The 24,274-nt window shown below is 73.4% G+C and carries 28 protein-coding genes and 1 tRNA gene; 9 read left to right on the top strand and 20 right to left on the bottom strand.

The window, feature by feature from the left end:
* Positions 1-24 precede the first annotated feature (24 nt).
* Both Sco07f_RS05655 and Sco07f_RS05650 read right to left on the bottom strand, forming a co-directional pair.
* Positions 25-2,553 (bottom strand): MFS transporter, encoded by a 2,529-nt coding sequence (locus tag Sco07f_RS05655; protein WP_501207501.1) that lies wholly within the window; start codon positions 2,551-2,553, stop codon positions 25-27.
* Positions 2,554-2,634: 81 nt separating this feature from the next.
* Complete coding sequence (locus Sco07f_RS05650; RefSeq protein ID WP_007451201.1) at positions 2,635-3,138, bottom strand: MarR family winged helix-turn-helix transcriptional regulator; 504 nt, start codon at positions 3,136-3,138, stop codon at positions 2,635-2,637.
* A 205-nt stretch (positions 3,139-3,343) separates the two neighbouring features.
* Between Sco07f_RS05650 and Sco07f_RS05645 the strand changes: the two genes are divergently transcribed.
* Positions 3,344-3,544 carry a hypothetical protein gene (locus Sco07f_RS05645; protein WP_007451180.1) on the top strand — a complete coding sequence of 67 codons (201 nt, stop codon included), beginning with the start codon at positions 3,344-3,346 and terminating at the stop codon, positions 3,542-3,544.
* A 131-nt stretch (positions 3,545-3,675) separates the two neighbouring features.
* Here Sco07f_RS05645 and Sco07f_RS05640 read toward each other — a convergent pair whose 3' ends face one another.
* The 6 genes from Sco07f_RS05640 to Sco07f_RS05615 form a co-directional block, all read right to left on the bottom strand.
* Positions 3,676-4,650: an RNA polymerase sigma factor SigF gene (locus Sco07f_RS05640; protein ID WP_054102921.1), complete on the bottom strand. Its 975-nt coding sequence runs from the start codon at positions 4,648-4,650 to the stop codon at positions 3,676-3,678.
* A gap of 292 nt (positions 4,651-4,942) precedes the next feature.
* Positions 4,943-5,782 carry an RNA polymerase sigma factor SigF gene (locus tag Sco07f_RS05635; RefSeq protein ID WP_007451197.1) on the bottom strand — a complete coding sequence of 280 codons (840 nt, stop codon included), beginning with the start codon at positions 5,780-5,782 and terminating at the stop codon, positions 4,943-4,945.
* Positions 5,783-5,975: 193 nt separating this feature from the next.
* Positions 5,976-6,269 (bottom strand): Dabb family protein, encoded by a 294-nt coding sequence (locus tag Sco07f_RS05630; RefSeq protein WP_007451196.1) that lies wholly within the window; start codon positions 6,267-6,269, stop codon positions 5,976-5,978.
* Positions 6,269-6,490, bottom strand: a complete 222-nt coding sequence (locus Sco07f_RS05625) for a hypothetical protein (protein WP_164142732.1) — start codon at positions 6,488-6,490, stop codon at positions 6,269-6,271. The genes Sco07f_RS05630 and Sco07f_RS05625 overlap by 1 nt, the downstream gene beginning before the upstream one ends.
* A gap of 193 nt (positions 6,491-6,683) precedes the next feature.
* The gene (locus Sco07f_RS05620) at positions 6,684-7,583 is read right to left on the bottom strand and encodes a helix-turn-helix domain-containing protein (RefSeq protein WP_108987149.1); all 900 of its coding nucleotides are present in this window, start codon (positions 7,581-7,583) and stop codon (positions 6,684-6,686) included.
* A complete protein-coding gene (locus tag Sco07f_RS05615) occupies positions 7,580-8,377 on the bottom strand; it encodes a peptidoglycan-binding protein (RefSeq protein WP_167468030.1) in 798 nt (265 codons plus the stop codon). Before Sco07f_RS05615 ends, Sco07f_RS05620 begins: the two co-directional genes overlap by 4 nt.
* Before the next feature lie 339 nt (positions 8,378-8,716).
* Between Sco07f_RS05615 and Sco07f_RS05610 the strand changes: the two genes are divergently transcribed.
* Positions 8,717-9,181, top strand: coding sequence for a hypothetical protein (locus tag Sco07f_RS05610; protein WP_007451178.1), 465 nt, complete (start codon positions 8,717-8,719; stop codon positions 9,179-9,181).
* A gap of 40 nt (positions 9,182-9,221) precedes the next feature.
* Here the strand turns inward: Sco07f_RS05610 and Sco07f_RS05605 are convergent.
* The 4 genes from Sco07f_RS05605 to Sco07f_RS40045 form a co-directional block, all read right to left on the bottom strand.
* A tRNA-Ser gene (locus tag Sco07f_RS05605) sits at positions 9,222-9,306 on the bottom strand.
* 123 nt (positions 9,307-9,429) lie between these two features.
* On the bottom strand, positions 9,430-9,861 hold the full coding sequence (gene tadA / locus Sco07f_RS05600) for a tRNA adenosine(34) deaminase TadA (RefSeq protein ID WP_063789706.1): 432 nt from the start codon (positions 9,859-9,861) through the stop codon (positions 9,430-9,432).
* 68 nt (positions 9,862-9,929) lie between these two features.
* Positions 9,930-10,475: a tRNA adenosine deaminase-associated protein gene (locus Sco07f_RS05595; RefSeq protein ID WP_007451186.1), complete on the bottom strand. Its 546-nt coding sequence runs from the start codon at positions 10,473-10,475 to the stop codon at positions 9,930-9,932.
* A 354-nt stretch (positions 10,476-10,829) separates the two neighbouring features.
* Positions 10,830-11,102, bottom strand: coding sequence for a hypothetical protein (locus Sco07f_RS40045; RefSeq protein ID WP_161337081.1), 273 nt, complete (start codon positions 11,100-11,102; stop codon positions 10,830-10,832).
* A 139-nt stretch (positions 11,103-11,241) separates the two neighbouring features.
* On the opposite strand from Sco07f_RS40045, the gene upp reads away from it, so the two are divergent.
* Positions 11,242-11,877: a uracil phosphoribosyltransferase gene (upp, locus tag Sco07f_RS05585; protein WP_007451175.1), complete on the top strand. Its 636-nt coding sequence runs from the start codon at positions 11,242-11,244 to the stop codon at positions 11,875-11,877.
* A 16-nt stretch (positions 11,878-11,893) separates the two neighbouring features.
* Here the strand turns inward: upp and Sco07f_RS05580 are convergent, their stop codons facing one another.
* From Sco07f_RS05580 to Sco07f_RS05555, 7 genes are all read right to left on the bottom strand, one after another.
* Positions 11,894-12,508: a LytR C-terminal domain-containing protein gene (locus Sco07f_RS05580; protein ID WP_087790344.1), complete on the bottom strand. Its 615-nt coding sequence runs from the start codon at positions 12,506-12,508 to the stop codon at positions 11,894-11,896.
* Positions 12,509-12,655: 147 nt separating this feature from the next.
* A complete protein-coding gene (locus Sco07f_RS05575; RefSeq protein WP_003955420.1) occupies positions 12,656-12,952 on the bottom strand; it encodes a type II toxin-antitoxin system VapB family antitoxin in 297 nt (98 codons plus the stop codon).
* Positions 12,953-13,141: 189 nt separating this feature from the next.
* Positions 13,142-13,276: a hypothetical protein gene (locus tag Sco07f_RS41070; RefSeq protein ID WP_007451182.1), complete on the bottom strand. Its 135-nt coding sequence runs from the start codon at positions 13,274-13,276 to the stop codon at positions 13,142-13,144.
* A gap of 77 nt (positions 13,277-13,353) precedes the next feature.
* The gene (locus Sco07f_RS05570) at positions 13,354-13,713 is read right to left on the bottom strand and encodes a hypothetical protein (RefSeq protein WP_108987147.1); all 360 of its coding nucleotides are present in this window, start codon (positions 13,711-13,713) and stop codon (positions 13,354-13,356) included.
* A gap of 99 nt (positions 13,714-13,812) precedes the next feature.
* Entirely contained in the window at positions 13,813-14,505 is a 693-nt protein-coding gene (locus Sco07f_RS05565) for an HdeD family acid-resistance protein (protein WP_108987146.1), read from the bottom strand.
* A gap of 222 nt (positions 14,506-14,727) precedes the next feature.
* Complete coding sequence (locus Sco07f_RS05560; RefSeq protein WP_007451117.1) at positions 14,728-15,312, bottom strand: HhH-GPD-type base excision DNA repair protein; 585 nt, start codon at positions 15,310-15,312, stop codon at positions 14,728-14,730.
* Positions 15,313-15,337: 25 nt separating this feature from the next.
* A complete protein-coding gene (locus tag Sco07f_RS05555) occupies positions 15,338-16,063 on the bottom strand; it encodes a siderophore-interacting protein (protein ID WP_007451116.1) in 726 nt (241 codons plus the stop codon).
* Positions 16,064-16,155: 92 nt separating this feature from the next.
* On the opposite strand from Sco07f_RS05555, the gene Sco07f_RS05550 reads away from it, so the two are divergent.
* From Sco07f_RS05550 to Sco07f_RS05520, 6 genes are all read left to right on the top strand, one after another.
* On the top strand, positions 16,156-18,279 hold the full coding sequence (locus tag Sco07f_RS05550; RefSeq protein WP_108987145.1) for a penicillin acylase family protein: 2,124 nt from the start codon (positions 16,156-16,158) through the stop codon (positions 18,277-18,279).
* Positions 18,272-18,880 (top strand): GNAT family N-acetyltransferase, encoded by a 609-nt coding sequence (locus Sco07f_RS05545; protein ID WP_108987144.1) that lies wholly within the window; start codon positions 18,272-18,274, stop codon positions 18,878-18,880. The genes Sco07f_RS05550 and Sco07f_RS05545 overlap by 8 nt, the downstream gene beginning before the upstream one ends.
* Entirely contained in the window at positions 18,877-19,368 is a 492-nt protein-coding gene (locus Sco07f_RS05540) for a cupin domain-containing protein (protein ID WP_108987143.1), read from the top strand. Before Sco07f_RS05545 ends, Sco07f_RS05540 begins: the two co-directional genes overlap by 4 nt.
* Positions 19,365-20,165 (top strand): SDR family NAD(P)-dependent oxidoreductase, encoded by an 801-nt coding sequence (locus tag Sco07f_RS05535; protein WP_108987142.1) that lies wholly within the window; start codon positions 19,365-19,367, stop codon positions 20,163-20,165. Before Sco07f_RS05540 ends, Sco07f_RS05535 begins: the two co-directional genes overlap by 4 nt.
* Positions 20,166-20,381: 216 nt before the next feature.
* Positions 20,382-22,193 (top strand): copper resistance CopC/CopD family protein, encoded by a 1,812-nt coding sequence (locus Sco07f_RS05525; protein WP_108987141.1) that lies wholly within the window; start codon positions 20,382-20,384, stop codon positions 22,191-22,193.
* A 137-nt stretch (positions 22,194-22,330) separates the two neighbouring features.
* The gene (locus tag Sco07f_RS05520; protein WP_167468029.1) at positions 22,331-23,143 is read left to right on the top strand and encodes a hypothetical protein; all 813 of its coding nucleotides are present in this window, start codon (positions 22,331-22,333) and stop codon (positions 23,141-23,143) included.
* On the opposite strand, the gene Sco07f_RS05515 is transcribed toward Sco07f_RS05520, so the two are convergent.
* A complete protein-coding gene (locus tag Sco07f_RS05515; RefSeq protein WP_087790352.1) occupies positions 23,134-24,267 on the bottom strand; it encodes a glutathione-independent formaldehyde dehydrogenase in 1,134 nt (377 codons plus the stop codon). The two genes, Sco07f_RS05520 and Sco07f_RS05515, sit on opposite strands and share 10 nt — an antisense overlap.
* Positions 24,268-24,274: the final 7 nt, after the last annotated feature.

Here is a 24,274-nt window from a genome sequence, read left to right as displayed (position 1 = left end):
ACGCCACCACGGGCCGGGGTTCTGCTACTCGCCGGGGTGGGCGAGCTCGATGTCGTGGCCGTCGGCACCCGGGCCGGCGACCGTCAGGGCCGTCGCCACCGGCGGGTAGCCGGTCGCGATGACGGTGTACTCACCGGCGTCCAGGTCGGTGAAGGCGTACGCCCCGTCCGAGCCGGTGGTGGCCGTGCCGACCACGTTGCCCGCCGCGTCGACCAGGGTGACCCGGGCGTCGGCCAGCGGACCGTGCGGGGCCCGCACGACGCCCTGGACCCGGGCCCCGGCCTGCAGGTCGACCTCGACGCGGGTGACGCCGGTGCCACCGACCTCCAGGGGCAGGGCGCGGGGCCGGTAGCCGGCGGCGTTGACCGCGACGGTCACCGTGCCCGGCACCAGCTCGGTGAAGGCGAACTCGCCCGCCTCACCGGTGGTGGCGCTGGCCAGCAGGTCGCCGCGCACGTCGGTCACGATCACCATGGCGTCCTTGACCGGCAGCCCGCTCTCCACGGCCTTCACCAGGCCGGTGAGCCCGCTGGTGCCGCTGAGCAGGATGTCGTAGGCGACCGGCTCGTCGTTGACGACGATGGTGGAGGCCTGCGGCTGGAAGCCGTCGGCGGAGGCGATCAGCACGTACGACCCGGCGCTCGGCGCGTCGATGCCGTAGGAGCCGTCGGCCTGGGCGACGGACCGGCCGAGCTGGCGGCCGGCCAGCGAGATCAGCGTGACCGCCGCCTGCGGGACCGGGGCGGACTCGGCGCCGCGGACGAAGCCGCGGACCGCGATGCCGCCGGAGACGGGCGCCTGCGGTTCGCCGGAGCCGGTCGCCGTGGCGACGGCGGCGAGCCGCTGGGTGGTGGCCGGTCCGGCGGCCGGGGAGGCCGCGGTGTCCGAGACGGCCGAGGTGACCGGGGTGAGCGGGTCGCCGGACGGCGTGGCCAAAACGGCCGCCGTCGCACCGGCCGGAACCGGCTCGTCGGCGACGCGGACGGCCTCCGCGGGGGTGCCCGCCACCGGCGGGGCGGCCTCGGCCGAGGACTCCGCCGCCTGGGCGAGGGCGCCCTTGGTGCGCAGCGGGACCTCCTTGATGAACAGCGTCACCAGGAAGCCGAGCAGGGCGATCGGCGCGACGTACAGGAAGATGTCGGCGATGCCGTGCCCGTAGGCGCTCTCCAGCCACTCGCGGATGCCGGGGGGCAGCAGGTCCATGTCGGGGATGGCGCCACTGCCGGCGGTCTTGGCGGCCGCCGCCTGCTCCTGCGGGCTGAGCTGCCCGATGGTGTCCGCGGCGTAGTGGCTGATCCGGGACGACATGATGGAGCCGAGCACCGAGACGCCCACCGCGCCGCCGAGGGACCGGAAGAAGGTGACCGTGGAGGACGCGGAGCCCAGGTCGCCCGGGTCCACCTGGTTCTGCGTGCAGAGCACCAGGTTCTGCATCATCATGCCGACGCCGAGACCCATCAGCGCCATGAAGATGCCGATGTGCCAGTACGGGGTGTCGTAGCGCATGGTGCTGAGCAGGCCCAGGCCCGCCGTCAGCAGCACGCCGCCGGCCAGCAGCCAGCGCTTCCACTTGCCGGTCTTGGTGATGACGATGCCGGAGACCGTGGACGAGACGAACAGGCCGCCGATCATCGGGATGGTCATGACGCCCGACATGGTCGGGGACTTGTCCCGGGCCAGCTGGAAGTACTGGCTGAAGTAGACGGTGCCCGCGAACATCGCGATACCGACGAACAGCGAGGCCAGCGAGGCCAGGGTGATGGTGCGGTTCCTGAACAGCCGCAGGGGGATGATCGGCTCGCTGGCCTTGCTCTCGACGAGCAGGAAGATCAGCGTCAGCACGATCGCGCCGCCGACCATGACGCCGGTCTGCCAGGACATCCAGGAGTACTTGTCGTCGGCGAAGGTGACCCAGACGAGCAGCAGGCAGACGGCCGCGGTGACGAAGAAGGCGCCGGCCCAGTCGACCTTGACCTTCCGCTTGACCACGGGCAGGTGCAGCGTCTTCTGGAGCACGATCAGCGCGAGGATCGCGAAGGGCACGCCGACGTAGAGGCACCAGCGCCAGCCGAGCCAGCTGGTGTCGGTGATGACGCCGCCGAGCAGCGGGCCGCCGACGGTGGCGACGGCGAAGGTGGCGCCCAGGTAGCCGGAGTAGCGTCCGCGCTCACGCGGGGCGATCATCGCGGCCATGATGATCTGGGCCAGGGCGGACAGACCGCCGGCGCCCAGGCCCTGGATGGCCCGAGCGGTGATCAGCATCGCGGGGTTCTGCGCCAGACCGGCCACGACGGAGCCGATGACGAAGACGACCAGGGCTATCTGGACCAGGGCCTTCTTGCTGAACTGGTCCGCGAGCTTGCCCCACAGCGGGGTCGAGGCGGTCATCGTGAGCAGCGAGGCCGTGACGACCCAGGTGTAGGCGCTCTGGCCGCCGCCGAGGTCCCCGATGATCTCGGGCAGCGCGTTGGTGACGATGGTCGAGGACAGGATCGCGCAGAACATGCCGAGCAGCAGCCCGGACAGTGCCTCCATGATCTGCCGGTGCGTCATCGGAGCGTCTCCGGAGGAGCCTCCCCCGTGCTTGGCATGAGCCCGCACACCGGCTGGTGTGGTCGTTGCCATGAACTTCCTTTACTGAATGGTGATCGCGGGTGTACGGGTGGACTGTTCGTCCCCGGACAGTGCGGGAGGCCGGGCCGCGGGGGCCCGGCAGTCGTCGAAGCTGGCCCTGAGGCGGGCCATGAGCCGGGAGAGCTGGCCGACCTCGTCGTCGGTCCAGTCGCTCAGGCGGTGGGCGAGCAGCTGAGTGGTCCGCTCGGCGATCTCGTCGAGCTGCTCCTGCCCCGCGGGCGTCAGGCGCAGGATGCGCGAGCGCTTGTCCGCGGGGTCGGGAGAGCGGTCGATCCAGCCCCGCTCGGCGACGTGGGCGACGTGGCGGCTGGTCACGGACATGTCCACCGCGAGCAGCTCCGCGAGCTTGCTCATGCGCATGTCCCCGTGCCGGCCGAGCAGGGTCAGTACGGCGACGGCTCCCCCGGGACAGTCGGACGGCAGCATCCGTCCCATCTCCCGCTTCACGGCGCCGAAGGCGCTGAACTGACGGATCAGCTCCTCGTACTGCGCCTTCCCGGCCATACGCACCTCCCGATTCGTTGCTTAGGGCAACCATAAGTTCCGTTAGTTGCTACAGGCAAACAAAAGCGGCCGGTGCGGAATAAAAAGTTGGCAAAGGCAAGTATTGCGAAAGTAAATGCGCAGGTGATAGGGGGTGAGCGGGGTCAAGAGCACTCGGCGGCCCCGCACTTGGGCCGCACCCGCGGATTCGCTAGTGTCTCGGCCCATGGCTAACACCCAGGGCCCCCAGGGCACCAACGACCCCGCAGGCAGCACCCAGATGTTCCGCGCGTTCGTCGACGACGCCCCGCAGAGCCGGCAGGCGGCGGCCCCCGCCGCCTCCTCCGGTCCCCGCGTCGGCCTGATCGTCGGCATCGTGGCCGCCGTGATCGTCGTCGCGGCCGTGGCCTGGCTGGCGCTCGGCTAGAACCGGCAGCGGACAGAACCGGCACCGGGCCCTCCGGCCGGTACCGGCGCATACGAAGGCGGCCGCCGCGGCACCCCCGAGGTGCCACGGCGGTCGCCGTGCTGTCGTACGGGCTCTCCCGCGGCGCGGGCTCAGTCGGAGATGAGGCCCTCGCGCAGCTGGGACAGGGTCCGGGTGAGCAGCCGGGAGACGTGCATCTGCGAGATGCCGACCTCCTCGCCGATCTGCGACTGGGTCATGTTGGCGAAGAACCGCAGCATGATGATCCGCCGCTCCCGGGGCGGCAGCTTGGCCAGCAGCGGCTTGAGGGACTCCCGGTACTCCACGCCCTCCAGCGCGGTGTCCTCGTAGCCCAGACGGTCCGCCAGCGAGCCCTCGCCGCCGTCGTCCTCCGGGGCCGGGGAGTCCAGCGAGGAGGCGGTGTAGGCGTTGCCCACCGCGAGGCCGTCGACGACGTCCTCCTCGGACACGCCGAGCACGGCGGCCAGCTCGCCGACGGTCGGGGAGCGGTCCAGCTTCTGGGAGAGCTCGTCGCTGGCCTTCGTCAGGGCCAGGCGCAGCTCCTGGAGGCGGCGCGGGACGCGCACCGACCACGAGGTGTCGCGGAAGAACCGCTTGATCTCGCCGACGACGGTCGGCATGGCGAACGTGGGGAACTCGACGCCCCGTTCGCAGTCGAAGCGGTCGATCGCCTTGATCAGGCCGATGGTGCCGACCTGGACGATGTCCTCCATCGGCTCGTTGCGGGAGCGGAAGCGCGCGGCGGCGTAGCGCACCAGCGGGAGGTTGAGCTCGATCAGGGTGTCCCGGACGTAGGCGCGCTCGGGGCTGTCCGCGTCGAGGGCGGCGAGCCGCAGGAACAGGGAGCGGGACAGGGTGCGGGTGTCGATGGCCCCCGTGGCCTCTGTGGCCGGAAGGGTCTGGGCCGGCACGGCGTCGAGGTCCGGCACGGCATCGCCGGCCTGAGCGCCGTCGACGGTGCCGACGGAGTCGATGGAGCCGACGGGGCCGACGGGCTCGACGGCGCCGAGCGCCTCGATCGAGTCGGGCGCGGTCTCGCTCTCCGCGAGCGCGAGCACCTTCGAGCTGCCCTGTTCTGCGGACATGCCACCCCCTTTGGGTCGCGGGACGGTCGCGGCACACGCTCCCACGCCGGGAACGCAGCCTTCACCTGAATACCGGAGCCGAAGCCCCGGCAAACGCGTCTCCGGCAGAATGTCACATGTCGGCAACGCGCTGTAGTGACATGTCGACATCCGAGATGCGAATACCCCCTGGAAACAGGGGGTCTGATGGGCTTTCAGCCCGATTCCGTCCGCAACGGCCCTGGTGAGCGATTCGCTCTCCCCGGTGACGTCTCGCTCGCGCTTTCGACCCCTCTCGGAGTCCCCGCCGAGCTTACGCGTCGATCCGGTTCGCGGACCTCAACCGCTGGAAACTACGCGCCAGTAGCCGCGAGACGTGCATCTGGGAGACGCCGAGTTCCGCACTGATCTGGGACTGGGTCAGGTTGCTGTAGTAGCGCAGCAGCAGGATCCGCTGCTCCCGCTCGGGGAGCTGGACGAGCAGGTGGCGCACCAGGTCGCGGTGCTCGACCCCGTCGAGCGCCGGGTCCTCGTAGCCGAGCCGGTCGAGCAGTCCGGGCAGCCCGTCGCCCTCCTGGGCGGCCTCCAGCGAGGTGGCGTGGTACGACCGTCCCGCCTCGATGCAGGACAGCACCTCCTCCTCGGTGATCCGCAGCCGCTCGGCGATCTCGGCGGTGGTCGGGGAACGGCCGAAGGCGGTGGTCAGGTCCTCGGTGGCGCTGTTGACCTGCACCCACAGCTCGTGCAGCCGGCGCGGCACGTGCACCGTGCGGACGTTGTCGCGGAAGTACCGCTTGATCTCGCCGACGACGGTCGGCATGGCGAACGTCGGGAACTGCACGCCCCGTTCCGGGTCGAAGCGGTCGATGGCGTTGATGAGCCCGATGGTGCCGACCTGGACGACGTCCTCCATCGGTTCGTTGCGGGAGCGGAAGCGCGCGGCGGCGTAGCGCACCAGCGGGAGGTTGGCCTCGATGAGCGCCGCGCGCACCCGGTCGTGCTCCGGCGTACCCGGGGTCAGGTCCTTCAGCTGGCCGAAGAGCACCTGGGTCAGGGCCCGGGTGTCGGCGCCCCGGCTGCGCTGCGGCGCCGGTGCCTCCTGGGCCTGGGCGGGCGGCGCGGGCGGTGCTTGAGGCGCAGTACTGGCCGGCACGGTCAACTCCACCTCGTGATCTGTCAACTCTTCCGTCAACTCATCCGTCAAAAGCGGTCATAGCATCACAAGACATGTCCACTGTGTGCAAGCACCGCATAACGTCGTGTTGAGTGAACGCGGAAAGGCCCCGCACCGGGCTGGTGCGGGGCCGGGGGCACGGGGCGGAGCGCCCTGCGGGCCTGTGGTCGTACTAGAACTCGTAGTCGGCGATCACCCAGGTGGCGAACTCCCGCCACAGGGCGACGCCCGCCTGGTGCGCCGGGTGTTCGAGGTAGCGCTTGAGGGCGTCGGCGTCGTCCACGGCCGAGTTGATGGCGAAGTCGTAGGCGATGGGGCGGTCGCTGATGTTCCAGGCGCACTCCCAGAAGCGGAGGTCCTCGATCTGGCCGCCGAGCGCCCGGAAGGCCTCGACGCCCTCCACGACGCGCGGGTCGTCGCGCTCGACGCCGTCGTTCAGCCTGAACAGCACGAGATGGCGGATCATCACTCTCCTCCGTTGGCGGCCCAGGTCATGAAGTCGCCCACGGCGCCCGCCGCGTCGGATATGCCCTGGAAACCTATCTGCACGTAGTCGGCTGCCTTGGCCGGATCAGTGATGATCACGTACAGCACGAAGACCACGACCACATAGACGGCGATCTTCTTCGAGTTCACCGCCACCGCGGCCTCCCCTGTCCCTTCGACCCACGTCTTTCGGTCGCTCATGATCGCACGAAGGGCCCCGTCTTTCGACGGTCCGTTCGCCGGAACGGAACCTCCCACCGCGGCGACGAGGTCCCGGCCCGCGCGGTCAGGGCGTACGGCCACGGCGCCCCGGCGGCCCGCCCCGCCGTCGAAGCGCAGGTCGTCACCCCGCGAAACCCCCGACGCCGGTGCCGACACCCGCGAGGTTCGGGCGTTACCCGTGGGAGTCCGGCGACGCGGCAGGTGAAGGGGTCCTGCTCGCGGCGGCGGCCGGGCCCACACGGGCCTCGAAGCACTCCCGTTCGCCGTCGGCCGACGCCGGCCGGAAGCAGGCCCGCACGGTGCCGCCGGGGGTGGCCTCGGTCATCTCGGTGTACATGAAGGTCGCCGCCTCGTCCGCGTTCCCGATGCGCAGGCTGTGGGTCGGGCCACCTGCCGTGACCTCCAGCCGGTCGCCGATCTCGGTCCGCCAGGTCCGGGCCCAGCTCGCACCGCACTTCTCGCTGTGCCGCAGCTCGACGTGGGCGCCGGTGGCCGTGCGGTACGCCGCGAGGGTGTCGGGGCCGATGCCACAGATCAGGCGCATCGGGTCCCGGCCCTCGCAGGCTGCCCCGTGGCACAGGGGAGCGAGGGAGAAGGGGACGGAGGCCGGCAGCGGTTCGTCCTCCGGTGCCTCCGAGTCCGGCAGCAGGAGGAACAGCAGGGCCGCGACCCCACCGACGACCACGGTGTACGCCGATGCCAGCAGCAGCAGAAGCCTGCTCCTGCGCAGGTGCCGCCCGGTCCCCGCGGGCGGTGGTGCCTCCGGACGCGGAGGCGGCGGCCCGTCCGCCGGAGAGTGGGGGGCGGACACGGGTGCGGAGGCGGTCGTCGCGCGCCCGCCCCAGTGCGACTCGGCGAGCTCCCACAGCGCCAGGGGCCGCCCCTCCGGTTCGTCCGCGAGCCGGCACAGTTCCCGTACGGCGTGGCGTGGGGGCAGGCTCTTCCCGTTGAGGTAGCGCTCCCACGAGGACTTGCTGTACGCCGTCCGCTCCGCCAGTGCTGCCAGGCTCAGCCCCGCACCGGCCCGCAGTTCCCGCAGTGCCGCGACCAGGCGGGTGTGTTCCGGGGTCACTTCGGATCCGCCTTCCGCAGCGCCTTCCAGGTGGGCGGGTCGATGACGCCGTTCACGATCAGCCCGCTCCGCTTCTGCATGCGCTCGACCGCCCGCCGCGTCTTCGGGCCGAAGACGCCGTCGATGTCCCCCGGCGCGGTGCCCGCCCGGCGCAGCAGGCACTGTGCCTCGGCCACTTCGAGTCCCACCTGGGTGTTGGACAGGAGGACGTCCGTCGTCCGGCTCAGCCCCGCGTACCAGCGGCCGTCGGTCCTCTCCAGCCGGCAGGTGTAGATGACCGGCACCAGGGACTCCGTCACGGTGGCCGGGGCGGTCGTGACGGTGTCGCCGCGCTCGCGGGCGAGCTGGGCACGGGCCTCGGTGAGCCGCACGGCGAGCAGGAGCGCCACGGAGACGGACAGCACCGTCACGACGGCCCCCGCGATGACCGCGGTGCGCAGGAGCCGCCCGTGCGGCTGCCGCTCCCCCCGAGTGGGCTCCGGTGCGGCGGTCGGGCTCCCGGGCGGCTCGGTGGCGTCCGGCCGCCCCTCCGCCCAGTGTTGCGCCGCGATCTCGTGCAGGGCCAGCAGCCGGGTCGGGTCGTCACCGCCGACGCGGCACAGCGCCTCGACGGCCTCCCGCGGCGGCAGGGTCCTGCCGTTCAGATATCTCTGCCACGACTTCGCGCTGTACCCGGTCCTCGCCGACAGCTGCCGCGTGCCGAGTTCGCTGCGGTCCTTCAGCCCGCGCAGTCGCACGATCAGTTGGTGGACCGGTGCGGGTAATCCCGCGGGCAGTTCCTTCCAGCGCGACACGCTTCCCCCCACCGCGTTCCGGACCGCCGGCCCGGCCCCCGTGCATCGATCGGCCTCATTCTGCATCAGCCGTCAAGGAGTGGCCCAGAGCATGCGACCGCCCTGAGGCGACCGCGCACCGGCGGGCTCCGCCCCGGCGAGGAACCGGCCGTCCCTCTCGTCACGGTCCCGCCGCACGGACTCGGCGGGTGACATCTGTATAGGTCAGCACGTGGGACGTCCCGGGACGAGGTCACTTCCGCCTCAGCTGTGGCCGCCCGTCCCGCCGGTCCCGCAGTCTCGTTGCGGAGCCGGCCGCCGCGGCCGGCTCCGCTCGTGCCACCTCACAGGAGTGTTCCCATGACGCTGAAGAGAAAGCTGGCGGCGACCCTGCTCACCGCCGGACTGGCCGCGACCTCGGGCCTGCTGACGGCCCCGTCCGCCTCCGCCAGCAGCATGTACGACTGCTCGTACCCCCGCGTGTGTCTGTACGACGGCGCCTACTCCGCCCGCAACCTGTTCGGCTATTTCCAGGACACCTACTACCAGAACATCCCGAGCGGCGGACAGAACCGGGCGGACTCGGTCGTCAACACCCGCAACGACGACTCCGTCTGGCTGCTCGACACCGGCGCCTCTCCGGACGCGTACATCTGCATCCCGCGGAACACCGCCGTGAACCTCGGCAACTACGCGCACCCGAACGGCGGCACCTGGGCGAACGACGTCGACACCATCAAGATCTGGGGCGACCCCGACGACGGGAAGTGCAGCGGCACCTTCCAGGTCAGGCAGGGGCGGGTCAAGGACGGCTGGCGTCCCTGACGCACGAAGGGCCCCGTCTTTCGACGGGGCCCTTCCCAAGCGGTAGCGGAGGGATTTGAACCCTCGGTGACTTGCGCCACACTCGCTTTCGAGGCGAGCTCCTTCGGCCGCTCGGACACGCTACCGAGACAGACCTTACAGCACGGGGCGGCCTGCTCAGAAATCGGTATCGCGGCCGACGAACAGCCGTCCGGACGGCCGACGGGGCAGCCGTCCGGACGGTCGCCCGGGTCTTCGCCCGGGGCGGGTCAGCGGTCGCGGAAGAAGTCCGTGAGCAGCCGGGCGCAGTCGTCCGCGAGCACGCCCTCGATCACCTCGGGACGGTGGTTGAGCCGCCGGTCGCGCACCAGGTCCCACAGGGACCCGGCCGCGCCCGCCTTGTCGTCGCGGGCGCCGTAGACCACGCGGTCCACGCGGGACTGCACGAGCGCGCCCGCGCACATCGTGCACGGCTCCAGGGTGACGACGAGCGTGCAGCCGGCCAGCCGCCACTCGCCGAGTTCCACGGCGGCCCGCCGCACGGCCAGGACCTCGGCGTGGGCCGTCGGATCCCCGGTGGCCTCGCGTTCGTTGTGCCCCGTGGACAGCACGGTGCGGCCGTCCGGCGCCAGCACGACGGCGCCGACGGGCACGTCCCCGCCGTCCGCGGCCCGCCCGGCCTCGGCCAGGGCGAGCCGCATCGCGTCCCGCCACCGGTCGCGCACCGGGTCGGGCGGCGCGTCCTCGGGATTCTCCTCGGCCGGCGCGGTCAGCGGACGGTCTCCAGCACATCGAGGGCGCCCAGGGCCTCGGCGATCTCCCCGACCGCGTCCCCGGACATCGAGCGCAGCTCCTTCTCGCTCACGCCGAGGTCGTCGAGGACCTCGGCGTCGCCGACCGGTCCGTGCGGCACGGCCTCGCCCGAGCCGGCGGACGCGTCGGAGCCGTCGCCGCCGTCCTCGTCGTCGTCGGACTCGCCGTCCTCCGTTCCGTCGAGGTCGAGGGCGTCGAGGTCGTCGCCGTCGTCACCGGGGTCCCGGCCGAGCAGTTCGTCGGTGAGGAGGATCTCGCCGTAGCTGCTGCGGGCGGCCGCGGCCGCGTCCGAGACGTAGATACGGGGGTCCTCCTCGCCGTCCACCCGGACGACTCCGAACCACGCGTCCTCCTGCTCGATGAGCACGAGCACCGTGTCCTCGTCGGGAGAGGCCTCCCGGGCCAGGTCGGCGAGATCCGACAGGGTTTCCACATCGTCGAGCTCTGTGTCGCTCGCTTCCCACCCGTCTTCGGTGCGCGCGAGCAGTGCGGCGAAGTACACCGTGACTCTCCCACTGGTCCTAGGGGTGCCGGTTGGGGATCCCCCCGGCGGAGGTTACGGGCGGGGGAGCGGTGCTCCGAGCCCCACCCACTCGGAATCGTGGCAGAAACAAGGCACTCAGGGGACGTCTTCGGCGCCCTGTGTCCGGCTGTTCCGGCCGGCGTCCCGGATGGTTCGTGTTCCGGGCCGCCGCCCAGCAGCGTTCTCGTCGCCGCCACGTGCGGATCGTACGCGGATTCTCGCGGTCCCCGGGTACGTCCGTCACCACCAACCCCGGCGCGGCGCACGATCTTCCCCGGCCGGCGCAGAAAGTTCTCCGTCTGCCGGGCGCGGGCTCCCGGCCCCGGGGCGGGGCTACCAGCGGAAGGTGCGCATGCGCATCGCGTGCCGCAGCCGGGCGGTCTTGGCGCGGCGCGGCTGCACGCGGTCCCGCAACTGGCGGGCCTCCGCCAGGTCGCGCAGGAACTGGGCCCGGCGCCGCCGCCGTTCGGCCTCGCGCTCCGCCTCGGGATCCCGCGGTGCGACGCCGTCCGGCCGCCGCTCCGGCACCGCGCCCGGCTTCGCCCCGCGTCCGGTTCCCCGGCCCGCGCCGGGGGACGGCGTGTCGTGGAAGTCCCGGTCGCGCACAGCCTCACCACCCAGTGTCGTCCCTCCCACCTTCCCCCGGTCGGGCGGTTTGACGCCCGCGAACGGGTGGAGGCCCGTCGCGGGACGTGCCCCCGCCGCGGGGACGCCGCGCCCACGGGGCCCGGTTACTGTGGTGGGCATGCGTCTCCACGTCGTCGACCACCCCCTGGTCGCCCACAAGCTCACCACGTTGCGCGACCAGCGCACCGACTCCGCGACCTTCCGCCGCCTCGCCGACGAGCTGGTCACCCTCCTCGCCTACGAGGCCACGCGCGACGTGCGCACCGAACAGGTCGACATCCAGACACCGGTCACGCAGACCACCGGCGTCAAGCTCTCCCACCCGCGCCCGCTGGTGGTGCCGATCCTGCGGGCCGGTCTCGGCATGCTCGACGGCATGGTCCGGCTGCTGCCGACCGCCGAGGTGGGCTTCCTCGGCATGGTGCGCAACGAGGAGACGCTCGAGGCGTCCACCTACGCCACCCGCATGCCGGACGACCTGTCCGGCCGCCAGGTGTACGTCCTGGACCCCATGCTGGCCACCGGCGGCACCCTGGTCGCGTCCATCCGGGAGCTGATCAAGCGCGGCGCCGACGACGTGACGGCGGTGGTGCTGCTCGCCGCGCCCGAGGGCGTGGAGCTCATGGAGCGCGAGCTGGCCGGTACCCCGGTGACGGTCGTGACGGCCTCGGTCGACGAGCGGCTGAACGAGCAGGGCTACATCGTCCCGGGCCTCGGCGACGCGGGCGACCGCATGTACGGGGCGGCCGAGTAGGACCCCGGCGCGCCGCTCAGCAGCTCTTCTTCTCCTCGGCGGGCGTCGGCCGCGGCGCGGTCAGCCTGGCCAGCGCCGCGTCGGCGTCCGCGGGCTTCGCCAGGCCCTTGAAGCCGTTGCCGATGATCAGGTCGACGGCGGCGCCCTTGCGGGCCGGGTCGGTGCGGTGCTCGGCGCCGGGGAGCTGGGTCCCGAGCACGGTGAGCGACGTCTTCGCGGAGGCGGCCGGGCCGAGCAGGACACCCGCGCCGGCGACCTTCTTGTCGTACTCCTTGGGTGCGTTGCTCACGTCGCCCACGCGGAAGCCGCGTTTCTTCAGCTCGTCGGCGGTCTTCTGCGCGAGGCCGCTGCGGGTGGTCGCGTTGAGCACGTTGACGGTGACCCGGCCGGGCTTCGGCAGCACCGCGGCGGCGGGCGAGGCGCTCGCCCTCGCGGTGGTGGCACAGCCGGCGGCACCGGCGGCCGAGGCCTTGTCGCCGCCGGTGAAGACGTCGATGAGCTGAAGCGTGCCCCAGCCGAGCACCCCGAGAACGGTGACGGAGGCGACGGCGGCGACCACCACACGGCCGCGTCGCCGCGCCGGGCGCATCCGCGGGTACTTGTCCCCCGTGATCTTGTACTGGCCACCCATGCCGGGAGGAGTCAGCATGCTCATGGGCGCAGCGTAGTGCGCCGGAGCGGCGATGCCTATTAGATGATCAGTCGACGTTCCGCAGTCGGGTGGAAAGGCAACCCGAAAGGGTCAAGCGGGCCTCACCGGCAGGCGGCCGGGGCCCGCTCAGCCGAGTTCGAGAACGCGGGCGTGCAGCACCTGGCGCTGTTGCAGCGCGGCCCGCACCGCCCGGTGCAGTCCGTCCTCCAGGTAGAGGTCGCCCTGCCACTTCACGACGTGTGCGAAGAGGTCGCCGTAGAAGGTGGAGTCCTCGGCCAGGAGCGTTTCCAGGTCGAGCTGGCCCTTGGTCGTCACGAGCTGATCGAGGCGGACCGGGCGCGGAGCGACGTCCGCCCACTGCCGGGTGCTTTCCCGGCCGTGGTCGGGGTACGGCCGGCCGTTTCCGATGCGCTTGAAGATCACACGGAAAGCCTACCGGCCCGGGCGTCGCGGGCGCAGCCATGGCGCCGGAGTACGGCGCTGGAAAAGACGCCGTAAACGGGACCAATCGCCGGAGCCTCGCGAGATCGACGCCGGTGGGATCCCGGTCCGGGGTGGCGCGGACGTACGCGACCCGTCCGCGCCACCCCTCCCCTCCCCGGGTGCGGTGTGTCAGCCGCGCCTCCGGTCCCGCGCGGGGAGCCGCTGTTCGCCGGGTGCCTGCGGCGCGGTGCCGGGCCTGGGGGTGCGGCGGGCGGCCTCGGCGCGCAGGAGGGCGCGCAGGACGGCGTAGGGGTCGTGGGGCATGACGGTTCCTCGTTCCTGGTGCTTCGCGTGCGGGTCCGTGTTCGCGGAGGGCCGGCGGTCGGGCCGGCCCGGCACGGTCAGCAGCGCAGGACCACGGAACGCGGGCCGCGGGGGAGGTCGGCGGCCCGCTCGGTACGGGCGTCGAATCGCCGGGGCACCCGGTGGCGGCCCTGCGTGAAGGACGGCGGCGCGGGCCGGGCCGCGGCCGCACGCCGGCCGCTGCGGCCGGGGCCGCGCAGCGCGGTGTCGAGGTGGTCGTACTCCCCCGCGGTGCCGCCCGCTCCCCCGGCCGCACCGGCCACCGGCGTGACCGGCGCCGCCCGGACCGTCAGGTGGGTGCAGGGCACGACGAGGACGAGCAGCAGGACCAGGATCCGCAGCAGGGCGCCGGGGCGTCCGGAACGGACGGGGGCGGCGGCGTGCGGGGCGGGTCTCACCCCACCGGTGTTCCCGTCCGGTGTGCGCAGGTCATCGCACCGGGGGCGAGAACCGCTCGCTCGGCGTAGGCACGGGCGGACGGGCGTCGTTCACGGGCCTCATACGCTGTGGGGAACCTGTCCGGCCCGGCCGCGCAGCCGCACCGACGTGACGATCTCGACGACGCCGACGACGACCAGCCACCAGCCGCCGACCAGCATGAGGACCGTGGCCGACTCGACCGGCGAGTCGATCAGGACGATGCCGGCCACGACGGTGACGACGCCGAGGAAGACGTGCCAGCCGCGCGCGGGCATCGCCGGGTCGTGCACGGCGGCCACGATCTGTGTGACCCCGCGGAACAGCCAGCCGATGCCGATCCACAGCGCGAGCAGCAGCACCGACTGCAACGGGCCGCGGAAGCAGAACAGGCCCAGCAGGATCGACACCGCGCCGCTGATGAAGGCCAGCACCCGCAGCGACGTCCTGCGGTGGGTGCCGAAGGCGGCGGCCAGTTGCAGGATGCCGCTGATGACGAGGTAGAGGCCGAAGAGCACGCCGGCGGCGAGCAGCGAGGCGCCGGGCCAGACCAGGACCAGTACGCCCAGGACGAGCGAGGCGATGCCGGTGAACAGCACGGTCTGCCAGGCGGCGCGGGAGAGCAGGTGCAGGGGGCCCTCGAACGGCGGTTCGGGCTCGTGCTCCTGCCGTGCGGAGCCGGGGGCGGTGTGGGTTCCGGACCCGTGCCGGGCGTGTACGCCGCGGTCGTCGTACGGGGTCCCTCCGGGCGCGCCGGTCGGTGGTTCGGTCATGACCCATGCTGGGGACGCGGGGGGCGTTTTCGCCACCGGGGAAGGCCACGGGGCTGACGACCACCGGCGCGCGTGCAGGCAGGGAGCGTGGCCCGGCGTTGCGGGGTGCCGCCTGCGCCCACCCTCCCCCGCTCTCGGCTTCGCCCGAGCGGGGGGACCCCCTTCGCCCCGGGGGTACCTCCCAGGGCGTTCGGGCACTGGGGGAGGCACGAGTGCCCGCAGCTACTGCTTCGCCGCCTTTGCCGCTGCCTTCATCTCCTGTTTGTGGGCGCGGACCTTGGTCAGGGACTCCGGGCCCCTGATGTCCGCGACGGAGCGGAAGGAGTCGGGCTCCCCGTACGCGCCCGCGGCCTCGCGCCAGCCCTCGGGACGGACGCCGAGCTGCTTGCCGAGCAGCGCGAGGAAGATCTGGGCCTTCTGCTTGCCGAAGCCCGGCAGTTCCTGGAGCCGCCTCAGCAGCTCCCCGCCGGTGGACACGCCGCGCCAGACGCCCTCGGCGTCACCGTCGTACGTCTCGACGAGGTACCGGCACAGCTGCTGCACCCGCCCCGCCATCGAACCGGGGTAGCGGTGCACGGCGGGCTTGTCGGAGAGCAGCGCGGCGAACGCCTCGGGGTCGTACGCGGCGATGTCGTGCGCGTCCAGGTCCTCCGCCCCCATGCGCCGGGCGATGGTCGACGGGCCCTTGAACGCCCACTCCATCGGCACCTGCTGGTCCAGCAGCATGCCGACCAGCGCGGCGAGCGGACTGCGCCCGAGGAGTTCGTCGGCCTCGGGGTCCTGGGCGAGGTGAAGTGTGACGTCCATGGTCACGATGATCGCGCGTACGGGCTCAGGTCGCGCGCCAGTACCCCAGCGCGTTCACCCGCTGCTTGGGCACGCCCAGCTCCTTGCGCGCGTACGAGGCCAGCGCCCGCGTGGTCGCCGTGTCGCAGGCGATCCAGACGTACGGCTCCGGGGCCGCCGCCAGCAGTTCCGGCAGCTCCTCCTTCACCCGGGCCACCAGACCCGCACCCGCGTCACGGCGCGGGACCGCGCGGACCTCGTGCCGTTCCGGGTCGGTGCGGAAGGGCAGGCCGTCGTCGGTGCCGCCCTCGAACCAGACGGTCGCCGGCACCGGGCCCAGCGCGTCGAGCAGGGAGTTGAGGGCGGGCAGGGAGGCCGGGTCCGCGACCGCGAAGACACGCGAGGGGAGGGGCCGCGGCACCTCGAAGCCGGTGCCCTGGACCGTCGCCTCGATCGTGTCACCCGGCTTCGCCGCCCGCGCCCAGTCGCTCGCGCACCCCTCGTGCAGGGCGAACTCCATGGCGAAGGTGCCGGCCGCCGGATCCGGGTCGACCAGCGTGTACCCGCGCTGGTGCGGCCGGCCCGCGTTGTCGAACCACAGCCGCACCCACATCGTCGGGTGGACCCCGGTCGCCGCCAGCATGCCGCCGTCGCTCAGGCGCAGCCGCCGGTAGTGCGGGGTCACGTCCTCGGCGTCCGTCACGGTGAACTCGAAGTCCTTCGCGCGCATCAGCTTGAGGACCGCGCCCTCCCAACCCCGCCCCTGCCCCATGGATCCTTCACCCTTCACGTACTATTCGGCCACGACGTCAAAAACTTAGGTGAGCCTAACCTAAAGGTCCGAGGGAAAGTAGAGGCACAGGGGTGAGCGCCGAGACCTACCGCGACGCCTGGGGAATTCCGCACCTGCGCGCGGACACCGCGGCCGGACTCGCCCGCGCCCAGGGCCGGGTGACCGCCCGTGACCGCGCCTGGCAGCTGGAGGTCGAGCGGCACCGCGCCCAGGGCACCTCCGCGTCCTTCCTCGGCCCCGGGGCCCTGTCCTGGGACCGCCTCGCCCGCCGCGCCCGGCTCGCGGACACCGCACGCCGCTGCTTCACCGCCCTGGAGGCGAAGGACCCGGAGACGGCCGCCTGGGTGCGGGCGTACGTCGACGGAGTGAACGAGGGGCTGGCCGAAACCCCGGAGGACGGTCCCGCCCCCGAGTTCGCCCGCACCGGTCTGGTCCCCGGCCGCTGGGAGCCCTGGACCCCGCTCGGCGTGTGGCTCGCCACGCACCTCCTCTTCGCGGGCTTCCCCGCCAAGCTCTGGCGCGAGCACATCACCGCGCACCTCGGCCCGGAAGCCGTCGCCCTGTTCGCCGCCGACGGCCCCGGCACCGCGGGCAGCAACGGCTGGCTGGTCGGCGGCGAGCGGACCACCACCGGGCACGCGCTGATCGCGGGCGACCCGCACCGCTACATCGAGGACCCCGGCGTCTACCAGCAGATCCACCTGTCCTGCCCGGAGTTCGACGTCGTCGGCCTCGCCGTGCCCGGCGTCCCCGGCATCGCCCACTTCGGCCACACCGGCACGGTCGCCTGGGCCATCACCAACGCCATGGCCGACTACCAGGACCTGTACCGCGAGCGCCTGCGCCGCACCGGCGCCGGCGTCGAGGCGCTCGGCCCGGACGGCACCTGGCACCGCGCCGCCCGCCACACGGAGACGGTCGAGGTCGCCGGGGAGCCCGGCGAGCGGGATTCCGCGGAGGTCGTGGAGGTCGAGGTCATCGAGACCGACCGGGGCCCGGTGATCGCCGGCGGCCCCGAGGGCCTGGACGACGGCACCCCGGCCGCCCTCAGCCTGCGCCACCCGCCCCGCGTCACCGCCGACCTCGGCTTCGGCGCCCTGCTGCCGCTGCTGCGGGCCCGCACGGTCGCCGACGTGGACCGCGCCCTGGACGCGTGGACTGAGCCGGTCAACGTGGTGCAGGCCGCCGACACGGAGGGCGGCCTGCTGCACCGGGTCGCGGGCCGGGTGCCGCTGCGGCCGGAGGCGAACCGTCTGCGCCCCGTACCGGCCTGGGAACCCGGCCACGAGTGGACCGGCTGGCACACCCCGCCCCGCGCCGGGCTCACCGACGGCGTCGCCGTGATGGCCAACCAGCGCGGCCTCTCCACCCCCCTCGGCGTCGAGTTCGCCCCGCCGCACCGGGCCGACCGCATCGCCGCCCTGCTCGCGGGCAGGGAACGCTGGTCGGCGGCGGACCTCCCCGCGATCCACACGGACACCCACCTGGCGTCGGCCGGCCCCCTCCTGGACCACCTCGCCGCCCTGACCGCCCCGCCGGCCCCCGTCGCCCTCACCCCCGAGGCCGCCGCCCTCCGCGCCCGCTTCCTCGCCTGGGACCGCCGCATGGACGCCGACAGCACCGACGCGGCGGCGTACGCGGCCCTGCGCACGGCGGTCGTACGGCGACTGGCGGCGCACCCGGCGCTCGCCCCGGCGTCCGCGCCGCCCGCGTACCCCGAGGTGCTCCTGCCGTGGCTCGCGCTCGTGCCGCGCGTCGGCCACGCCCTGGAGCACCTGCTGCGGGCGGAGGACCTGTACGGCATCGACCGCGCCGGGGCCGTCCGCGCCGCGCTGGAGGAGGTCGCCGCGGCGCCGCCGTCCGGCACCTGGGGCGACACCCACCGCCTGGCGCCCTGGCGGGCCCTGCCGGACACCGCCGCCGGACCGGGCGAGCCCGGCCTCTCCGGCGACCACGACTGCGTGCTGTGCACCTCCGCCGTGCCCGGCCTCACCGACCGCGCCGCACGCGGCCCGGCCGCCCGGTACGTCTGGGACCTGGCCGACCGTGACAACAGCCGCTGGGTGGTACCTCACGGAGCCTCGGGCGTACCCGGCACGCCCCACCACCGCGACCAGCAGCCCCTCTGGCTCGACGGTGGACTCACCCCGGTGATCACCGATTTCACCCGGCTCACGAAGGAATCCGATGACTGACCCGTACGCCTCCCGCACCCCCGTCCACGAACAGCACCTGGACGGCTTCGGCACCGTCCGTGTCCTTCCCCTGGACCCCGCCGCGGACGCCCCGGTGATCCACGGCTGGGTGAGCGGGGAACGGGCCGCCTTCTGGGGGATGAACGGCCTGACGGCCGACCAGGTCGCCGCCGTCTACGCGCACATGGACACCCTCGGCACCCATCACGCCTTCCTGGTCGTCAAGGACGGCGAGCCGGCCGCCCTGCTCCAGACCTACGACCCCGCCGCCGACCGGGTCGGCGAGTGCTACGACGCCGAGCCGGGCGACATCGGCGTCCACCTGCTCCTCGCGCCCGCCGGAAGCGACGGCGCGCGCCCCGGCTGGACCGCCGCCCTGTCGGCCGTCCTCATGGCGTACGTCCTGCTGGGTCTGGACCGGACGCGGATCGTGGTCGACCCGGACGTGGCCAACGAGAAGGCGATCGCCCGCTTCCTCAAGCAGGGCTTCACCGCAGGTCCCGCGGTCGTCCTGCCCGAGGTCGACCTGCCGGACGTGTACCTGCCCGAGAAGAAGGCGCAACTGGCCTTCCTCCGCCGGGAGGTAGCGTTCGCCGGGTGACTGACGCGCCGACCGCCGAGGACCTGATCGCGCACTACGCACTGGAGCCCATCCCCCGCGAGGGCGGCCTGTTCAGACGCACCTGGGCGGGACCGGAGCGCCCGGACGGACGACCGGCCGGGTCCGCCGTCGTCGCCCTGCTCACCGCCCGTCCGGGTGACTTCTCCGCCCTGCACCGCCTGCCCTCCGACGAGGTCTGGCACTTCTACCTGGGCGACCCGCTGGAGCTGCTGCTCCTCGCCCCCGACGGCGGCGCGCGCACGGCCGTGCTGGGACCGGACATCCTGGGCGGGCAGCACGTGCAGTTCACGGTCCCCGCCGGTACGTGGATGGGCGGCCGGGTGGCCGACGGCGGCGCGTGGTCGCTCTTCGGCTGCACGATGGCCCCCGGCTTCACCTACGGGGACTACGAGCACGGCGACGCCGCCCGTCTCACGGCGCGCTACCCGGCCGAGGCCGGGCGGATCGTGGCACTGTGCCGCCCATGACGCCGCCCACAACTCCGCCCACGACGCCCTCCGCACAGCTCCTCGCCGGTCGGGTCGCCCTGGTCACCGGCGCGGGCGGCGGCATCGGCCGGGGGATCGCGCTGCGCTTCGCCGAGGAGGGCGCGGCGGTGGCGGTGCACTGCCGTACGTCGGTGGCGGCGGCGCGGGACGTGGCGGCACGCGTTCGGGACCGGGGCGGACGCGCCACCGTCCTGCGCGCCGACCTCACCGACGAGGACGACTGCCGGCGCCTGGCCGAGGAGGCCGCCGACTGGGGCGGCGGACGGCTCGACGCGCTGGTCAACAACGCGGGCGTGCAGCCGCTGCGGGAGCTGCCCGGCATGACGGCGGCCGAGTGGCGGGAGGTGGTGGACACCAACCTCACCGGCGTCTTCGCCTGCACGCAGGCCGCGGCCCGGATCATGCGGGACCAGGAGGACGGCGGCACGGTCACGCACATCGCCTCCATCGAGGCGGGCGCCCCCGCTCCCGCCCACGCGCACTACAGCGCCTCCAAGGCGGCGGTCGTGATGCACGCCCGTTCGGCGGCCCTGGAGTACGGCCCCTGGGGGATCAGGGTCAACTCCGTGTCACCCGGCCTCGTCGACCGCGAGGGACTGGCCGAGGCCTGGCCGGAGGGCGTACGGCGGTGGCGGCGGGCCACGCCGACGGGCCGGCTCGGGCGCCCGGAGGACGTGGGGGACGCGTGCGTCTTCCTCGCCTCGCGCCTGGCGTCCTGGGTGAGCGGCCACGACCTCGTGGTGGACGGCGGGGTGACGGCACGCCCGTCCTGGTGAGGAGCCGCCGGGCCGACCGGTGAGCGGGGCGGCCTCCGCGTCCGTACGTATCGGCGAGGCAGTGGGCCCCGACGACGGAGATGCGACGTGAGGTGTGGCGGCGGTGCGTGCGCTGGTGACCGGGGACGCGCCCCTGGGGGGCTTCGGGGGCTTCGGGGGCTTCGGGGGCTTCGGGGGCCACGGGGGCCTCGGGGGCCTCGGGGACTTCGGCGGCTGGTGCTGCTGGGCCCCGTGCTGGTCCTGCTCCTCCTCGGCGGTGCGGGACCGGCGTCCGCCCACGCCGCCCTCGCCTCCACCGATCCCGCGGACGGAACCGTCCTCCGCCGGGCCCCCGCCCACGTCACCCTGACCTTCAGCGAGTCCGTCGGCCTGCGCGACGACTCCTTCCGCGTCCTGGACCCGGGCGGGCACCGGGTGCACACGGGGGAGGCTGGACGCGCGGGCGGGCGTGCCGACACGGCCCGGGTCGCGCTGCCGGGCGAGCTGGGGGAGGGGACGTACACCGTGGCCTGGCGGGTGGTGTCCGCCGACAGCCACCCCGTCTCCGGCGCCTTCACCTTCTCGGTCGGCAGGCCCTCTCAGGCGACTGCGCCCGTGGACACCGGCCCCACCGAGGATCCGCTGACCGCGGGCCTCCACAAGACCGCCCGCTACCTCTCCTACCTCGCCGTGGCCCTGCTCGTCGGCACCGCCGCCTTCGTCGCCCTGTGCCGCCCGCCGGACCCGGCCCCGCTGCGCCGCACCCTGGTGGCGGCCTGGTGGACCCTGCTGGCGGCCACCGTCGCCCTGCTGGCGCTGCGCGCCCCGTACGAGGCGGGTACGGGCCCGTCGGCGGCCCTGGACCCGGCCGCGCTGGGCGACACCCTCACGACCCGCCCCGGCGTCCTGCTCCTGGTCAGGCTGGGCCTGCTGGTGCCGGCCGCGCTGTACCTCGTCCACGCGGCCCGCACGGCGCGGGCGGACCGGCGTGGGGGGCGCCGCACCGCGCTGACCGGCGCGGTGGGCGTCGTCCTGGCCGTCGGCCTCGCCCTGACCTGGGCCGCCGCCGAGCACGCCTCGGCGGGCACACAGGTGCCGGTCGCGATGACGTCCTCGGTGCTGCATCTGCTGGCAACCGCGGTCTGGCTGGGCGGCCTCGCGGCCCTGCTCACCACCCTGCGCTCCGCGCGTCCCGCCCCGGACGCGACCACGGTCGCCCGCTTCTCCCGGACCGCCTTCACCGCCGTGACCGTCCTGGTCGTCACCGGCGTCTACCAGTCCTGGCGCGGCCTCGGCTCCTGGCAGGCGCTCACCGGGACGGCGTACGGCAGGCTGCTGCTCGCGAAGGTGATCCTGGTGGCCGTCCTGCTGGCCGCGGCGGCGGTGTCCCGGCGGTGGACCGCGGCACTGGTGACGGAGCCGGCCGCCGTACGCGAGCCCGCCCGCCTCCCCGAGCGGGTGCCGCAGCCGGCGGTCGGCCCACCGCCGGAGGCACCGCGTCCGGAGGCACCGCGTCCGACGCACCCGTCGCGGGCCGGCACCGGGACGGGGACCGGGTCCGTTCTCCGGCGCGGCCTGTACCGGTCCGTCCTCGTCGAGGCCGTCGTCGCCGCCGTGGTCCTGGGGGTCACCACCGTGCTCACCGCCACCCCGCCCGGCCGCTCCGCGGAGGAGGCGGCGCGGGCGGCCGTACCGGCGGGCGGGGTGCTGCCCGCGTCCGTCACCACGATTCCGTTCGAGATCGGCGACTCGGGCAGCGGCACGGTCCAGATCACCCTGGATCCGGGCCGCACCGGTGACAACGCGGTGCAGGCCGTCGTCTTCGGCCCCGACGGCAGCCTGGCCGCCGTACCCGAACTGCGCCTCTCCTTCACCCTCCCCGACAAGCAGGTCGGCCCCATCGAGGCGGACCTGCGCGACCGGGGCGGGTACTGGAGCGCCAACACCGTCACCCTGCCCCTCCCGGGCACCTGGACGATGAAGGCGACGGTCCGGGTGTCGGAGATCGACCAGGTGAGCGAGACCCGGCGGATACCGGTGGAACGGTAGATCTCGACCGGCGAGCTCCGGCGAGCTCCGGCCGGGTTTGCCGGGGTACGGAAGCTGCAGCCCCTGCCCGACTGCCGTCCCGCCTCATTGTTTTCCGGTCTCCGGCCGACGGAAGCTACCGGGAGAGGGGGCGGGCGATGAGACCGAGGGCGACGACACCACAGGAGACGACGGCACCACGGGCAGCGACGGCAGCACGGGCCCGGGCCACGGCACGGCGGGCGGACGGGGACGGGCCGCCGGGCCGGGCGCGGCGCACGGGCCTGCTGCTGGTCCTGCTGTCCCTGGCCTCGGCGGTGGCCTGCTGTCTCGTGTTCACCTGGTGGCTCCCCGCCGACGGCGAGCGCTACCAGGACTACCGCGCGGCCGAACCGTGCCCCTCGAGCGCGTTGACCATGGGGGACACGGACTGCCTGAGCACCTGGCGCCTCACCGTGGAGAAGACGGTGAACCGGACCGCCGGCAAGGAGTCCGTCCACGACGCCACCCTGACGTACCGGGACTCCTGGCGGGGGACCGTGCACTTCAACGGTTCGGGACCGCTCCTGGAACGGCTCGAACCCGGCGACCGGGTCACCGCCACCGCCTGGCGCGGCGAGATCATGGTGCTCGCCGGGGACGGCGTACGGCAGGACACCCTGGAGGCGCCCCGCGACGAGCTCCAGATGAACGCCGCCGTCGGCACGCTCGCCGGCCTCGTCGCGGTCCAGTGCCTCGTGTTCGGCGCCGTACGCCTGGCCGGGCCCCGGGACCACGGGCCCCTGACCTGGGAGCCGTACGGCAGGTGGGTGCTCTTCAGCCTGTTCGGCGTGTGTTTCGCGGTGGGCTTCGCGGCGGTGTGGACCCGTGTCCCGTGGTGGACGGTGCCCCTGGCCGCCGTGCCCCTGGCAGGGTGCGCGGCGCTGTGGTTTTGCCTCCGGCTCCGCCGGCACCCGCGCCGTCAGGGGTGAAGGACCACCTTCGTGTAGCCCTCGATCCGCTTGTCGAACTTGTCGTAGCCGGACGGCGCCTGGTCCAGCGGCAGCTCGTGGGAGACGACGAAGCTCGGCCGGGCCCGGCCCTCGACGATCATGTCGCGCAGCTGGCGGTTGTACCGCTTGACGTTGCACTGCCCCGTCCCCACCCGCAGCCCCTTCTCGAAGAGCCTGCCGATCGCGACGAGGAGCATGCCCTGCTTGGCCTGCTCGTCCGGACCGCCCGGGTCGGCCGGGACGTAGAGCCCGGGAACGCCCAGGGCCCCGGTCGGCCGGACCGTGTTGACCAGCGAGTTCAGGACGGTCGCCGGTTCCTCCTTGTCCGTCCCGCCGGCCGTCGCCTGGTAGCCGACGGCGTCCACACCCTTGTCGGTGCCGGCGCCTCCGGTCTGCTCCTTGATCTGCTCGACCGGGTCGCCCGCGGAGAAGTCGACCGGCACCGCGCCGATCTCCTCGGCCTTGTGCAGCCGCTCCGGGACGCGGTCGACCACGAACACCTTCTTCGCGCCGCGCAGCAGCGCCGAGTAGGCGGCCATGAGCCCGACCGGACCGGCCCCGTACACCGCGACGCTCTCGCCGGGACGGACGTCGGCGAGTTCGCAACCGTGGTAGCCGGTCGGGAAGATGTCGGCGAGCAGGATGAAGTCGGTCTCGTGCGCGTCGCCCTCGGGCAGCTTCAGGCAGTTGAAGTCGGCGTACGGAACCCGGAGGTACTCGGCCTGGCCGCCCTGCCAGGGGCCCATGGACACATAGCCGTACGCGCCGCCCGCGAAGCCGGGATTGACGGTCGTGCAGTAACCCGTGTAACCGGCGGCGCAGTTGGTGCAGAAGCCGCACGCGACGTTGAAGGGCATGACCACGCGGTCGCCCTCCTTCAGCCCGGTGACGCCCTCACCGACCCGGTCGACGATCCCCATGTTCTCGTGCCCGAAGACGATGCCCGGCTCGGCGGCGGTGCGCCCCTCGTACATGTGCAGGTCGGACCCGCAGATGGCGGTCGAGGTGACGCGCACGACCACGTCGTTCGGGTGCTGGATGTCCGGCCTGTCCACCTCTTCGACCGCGACAGAGAACGGCCCCTTGTAGACGACAGCCTTCATGATCGCG

Source organism: Streptomyces coelicoflavus, from assembly GCF_003112555.1.
GTDB lineage: Bacteria > Actinomycetota > Actinomycetes > Streptomycetales > Streptomycetaceae > Streptomyces > Streptomyces coelicoflavus.
This window is presented reverse-complemented; position numbering and strand designations above follow the sequence as displayed.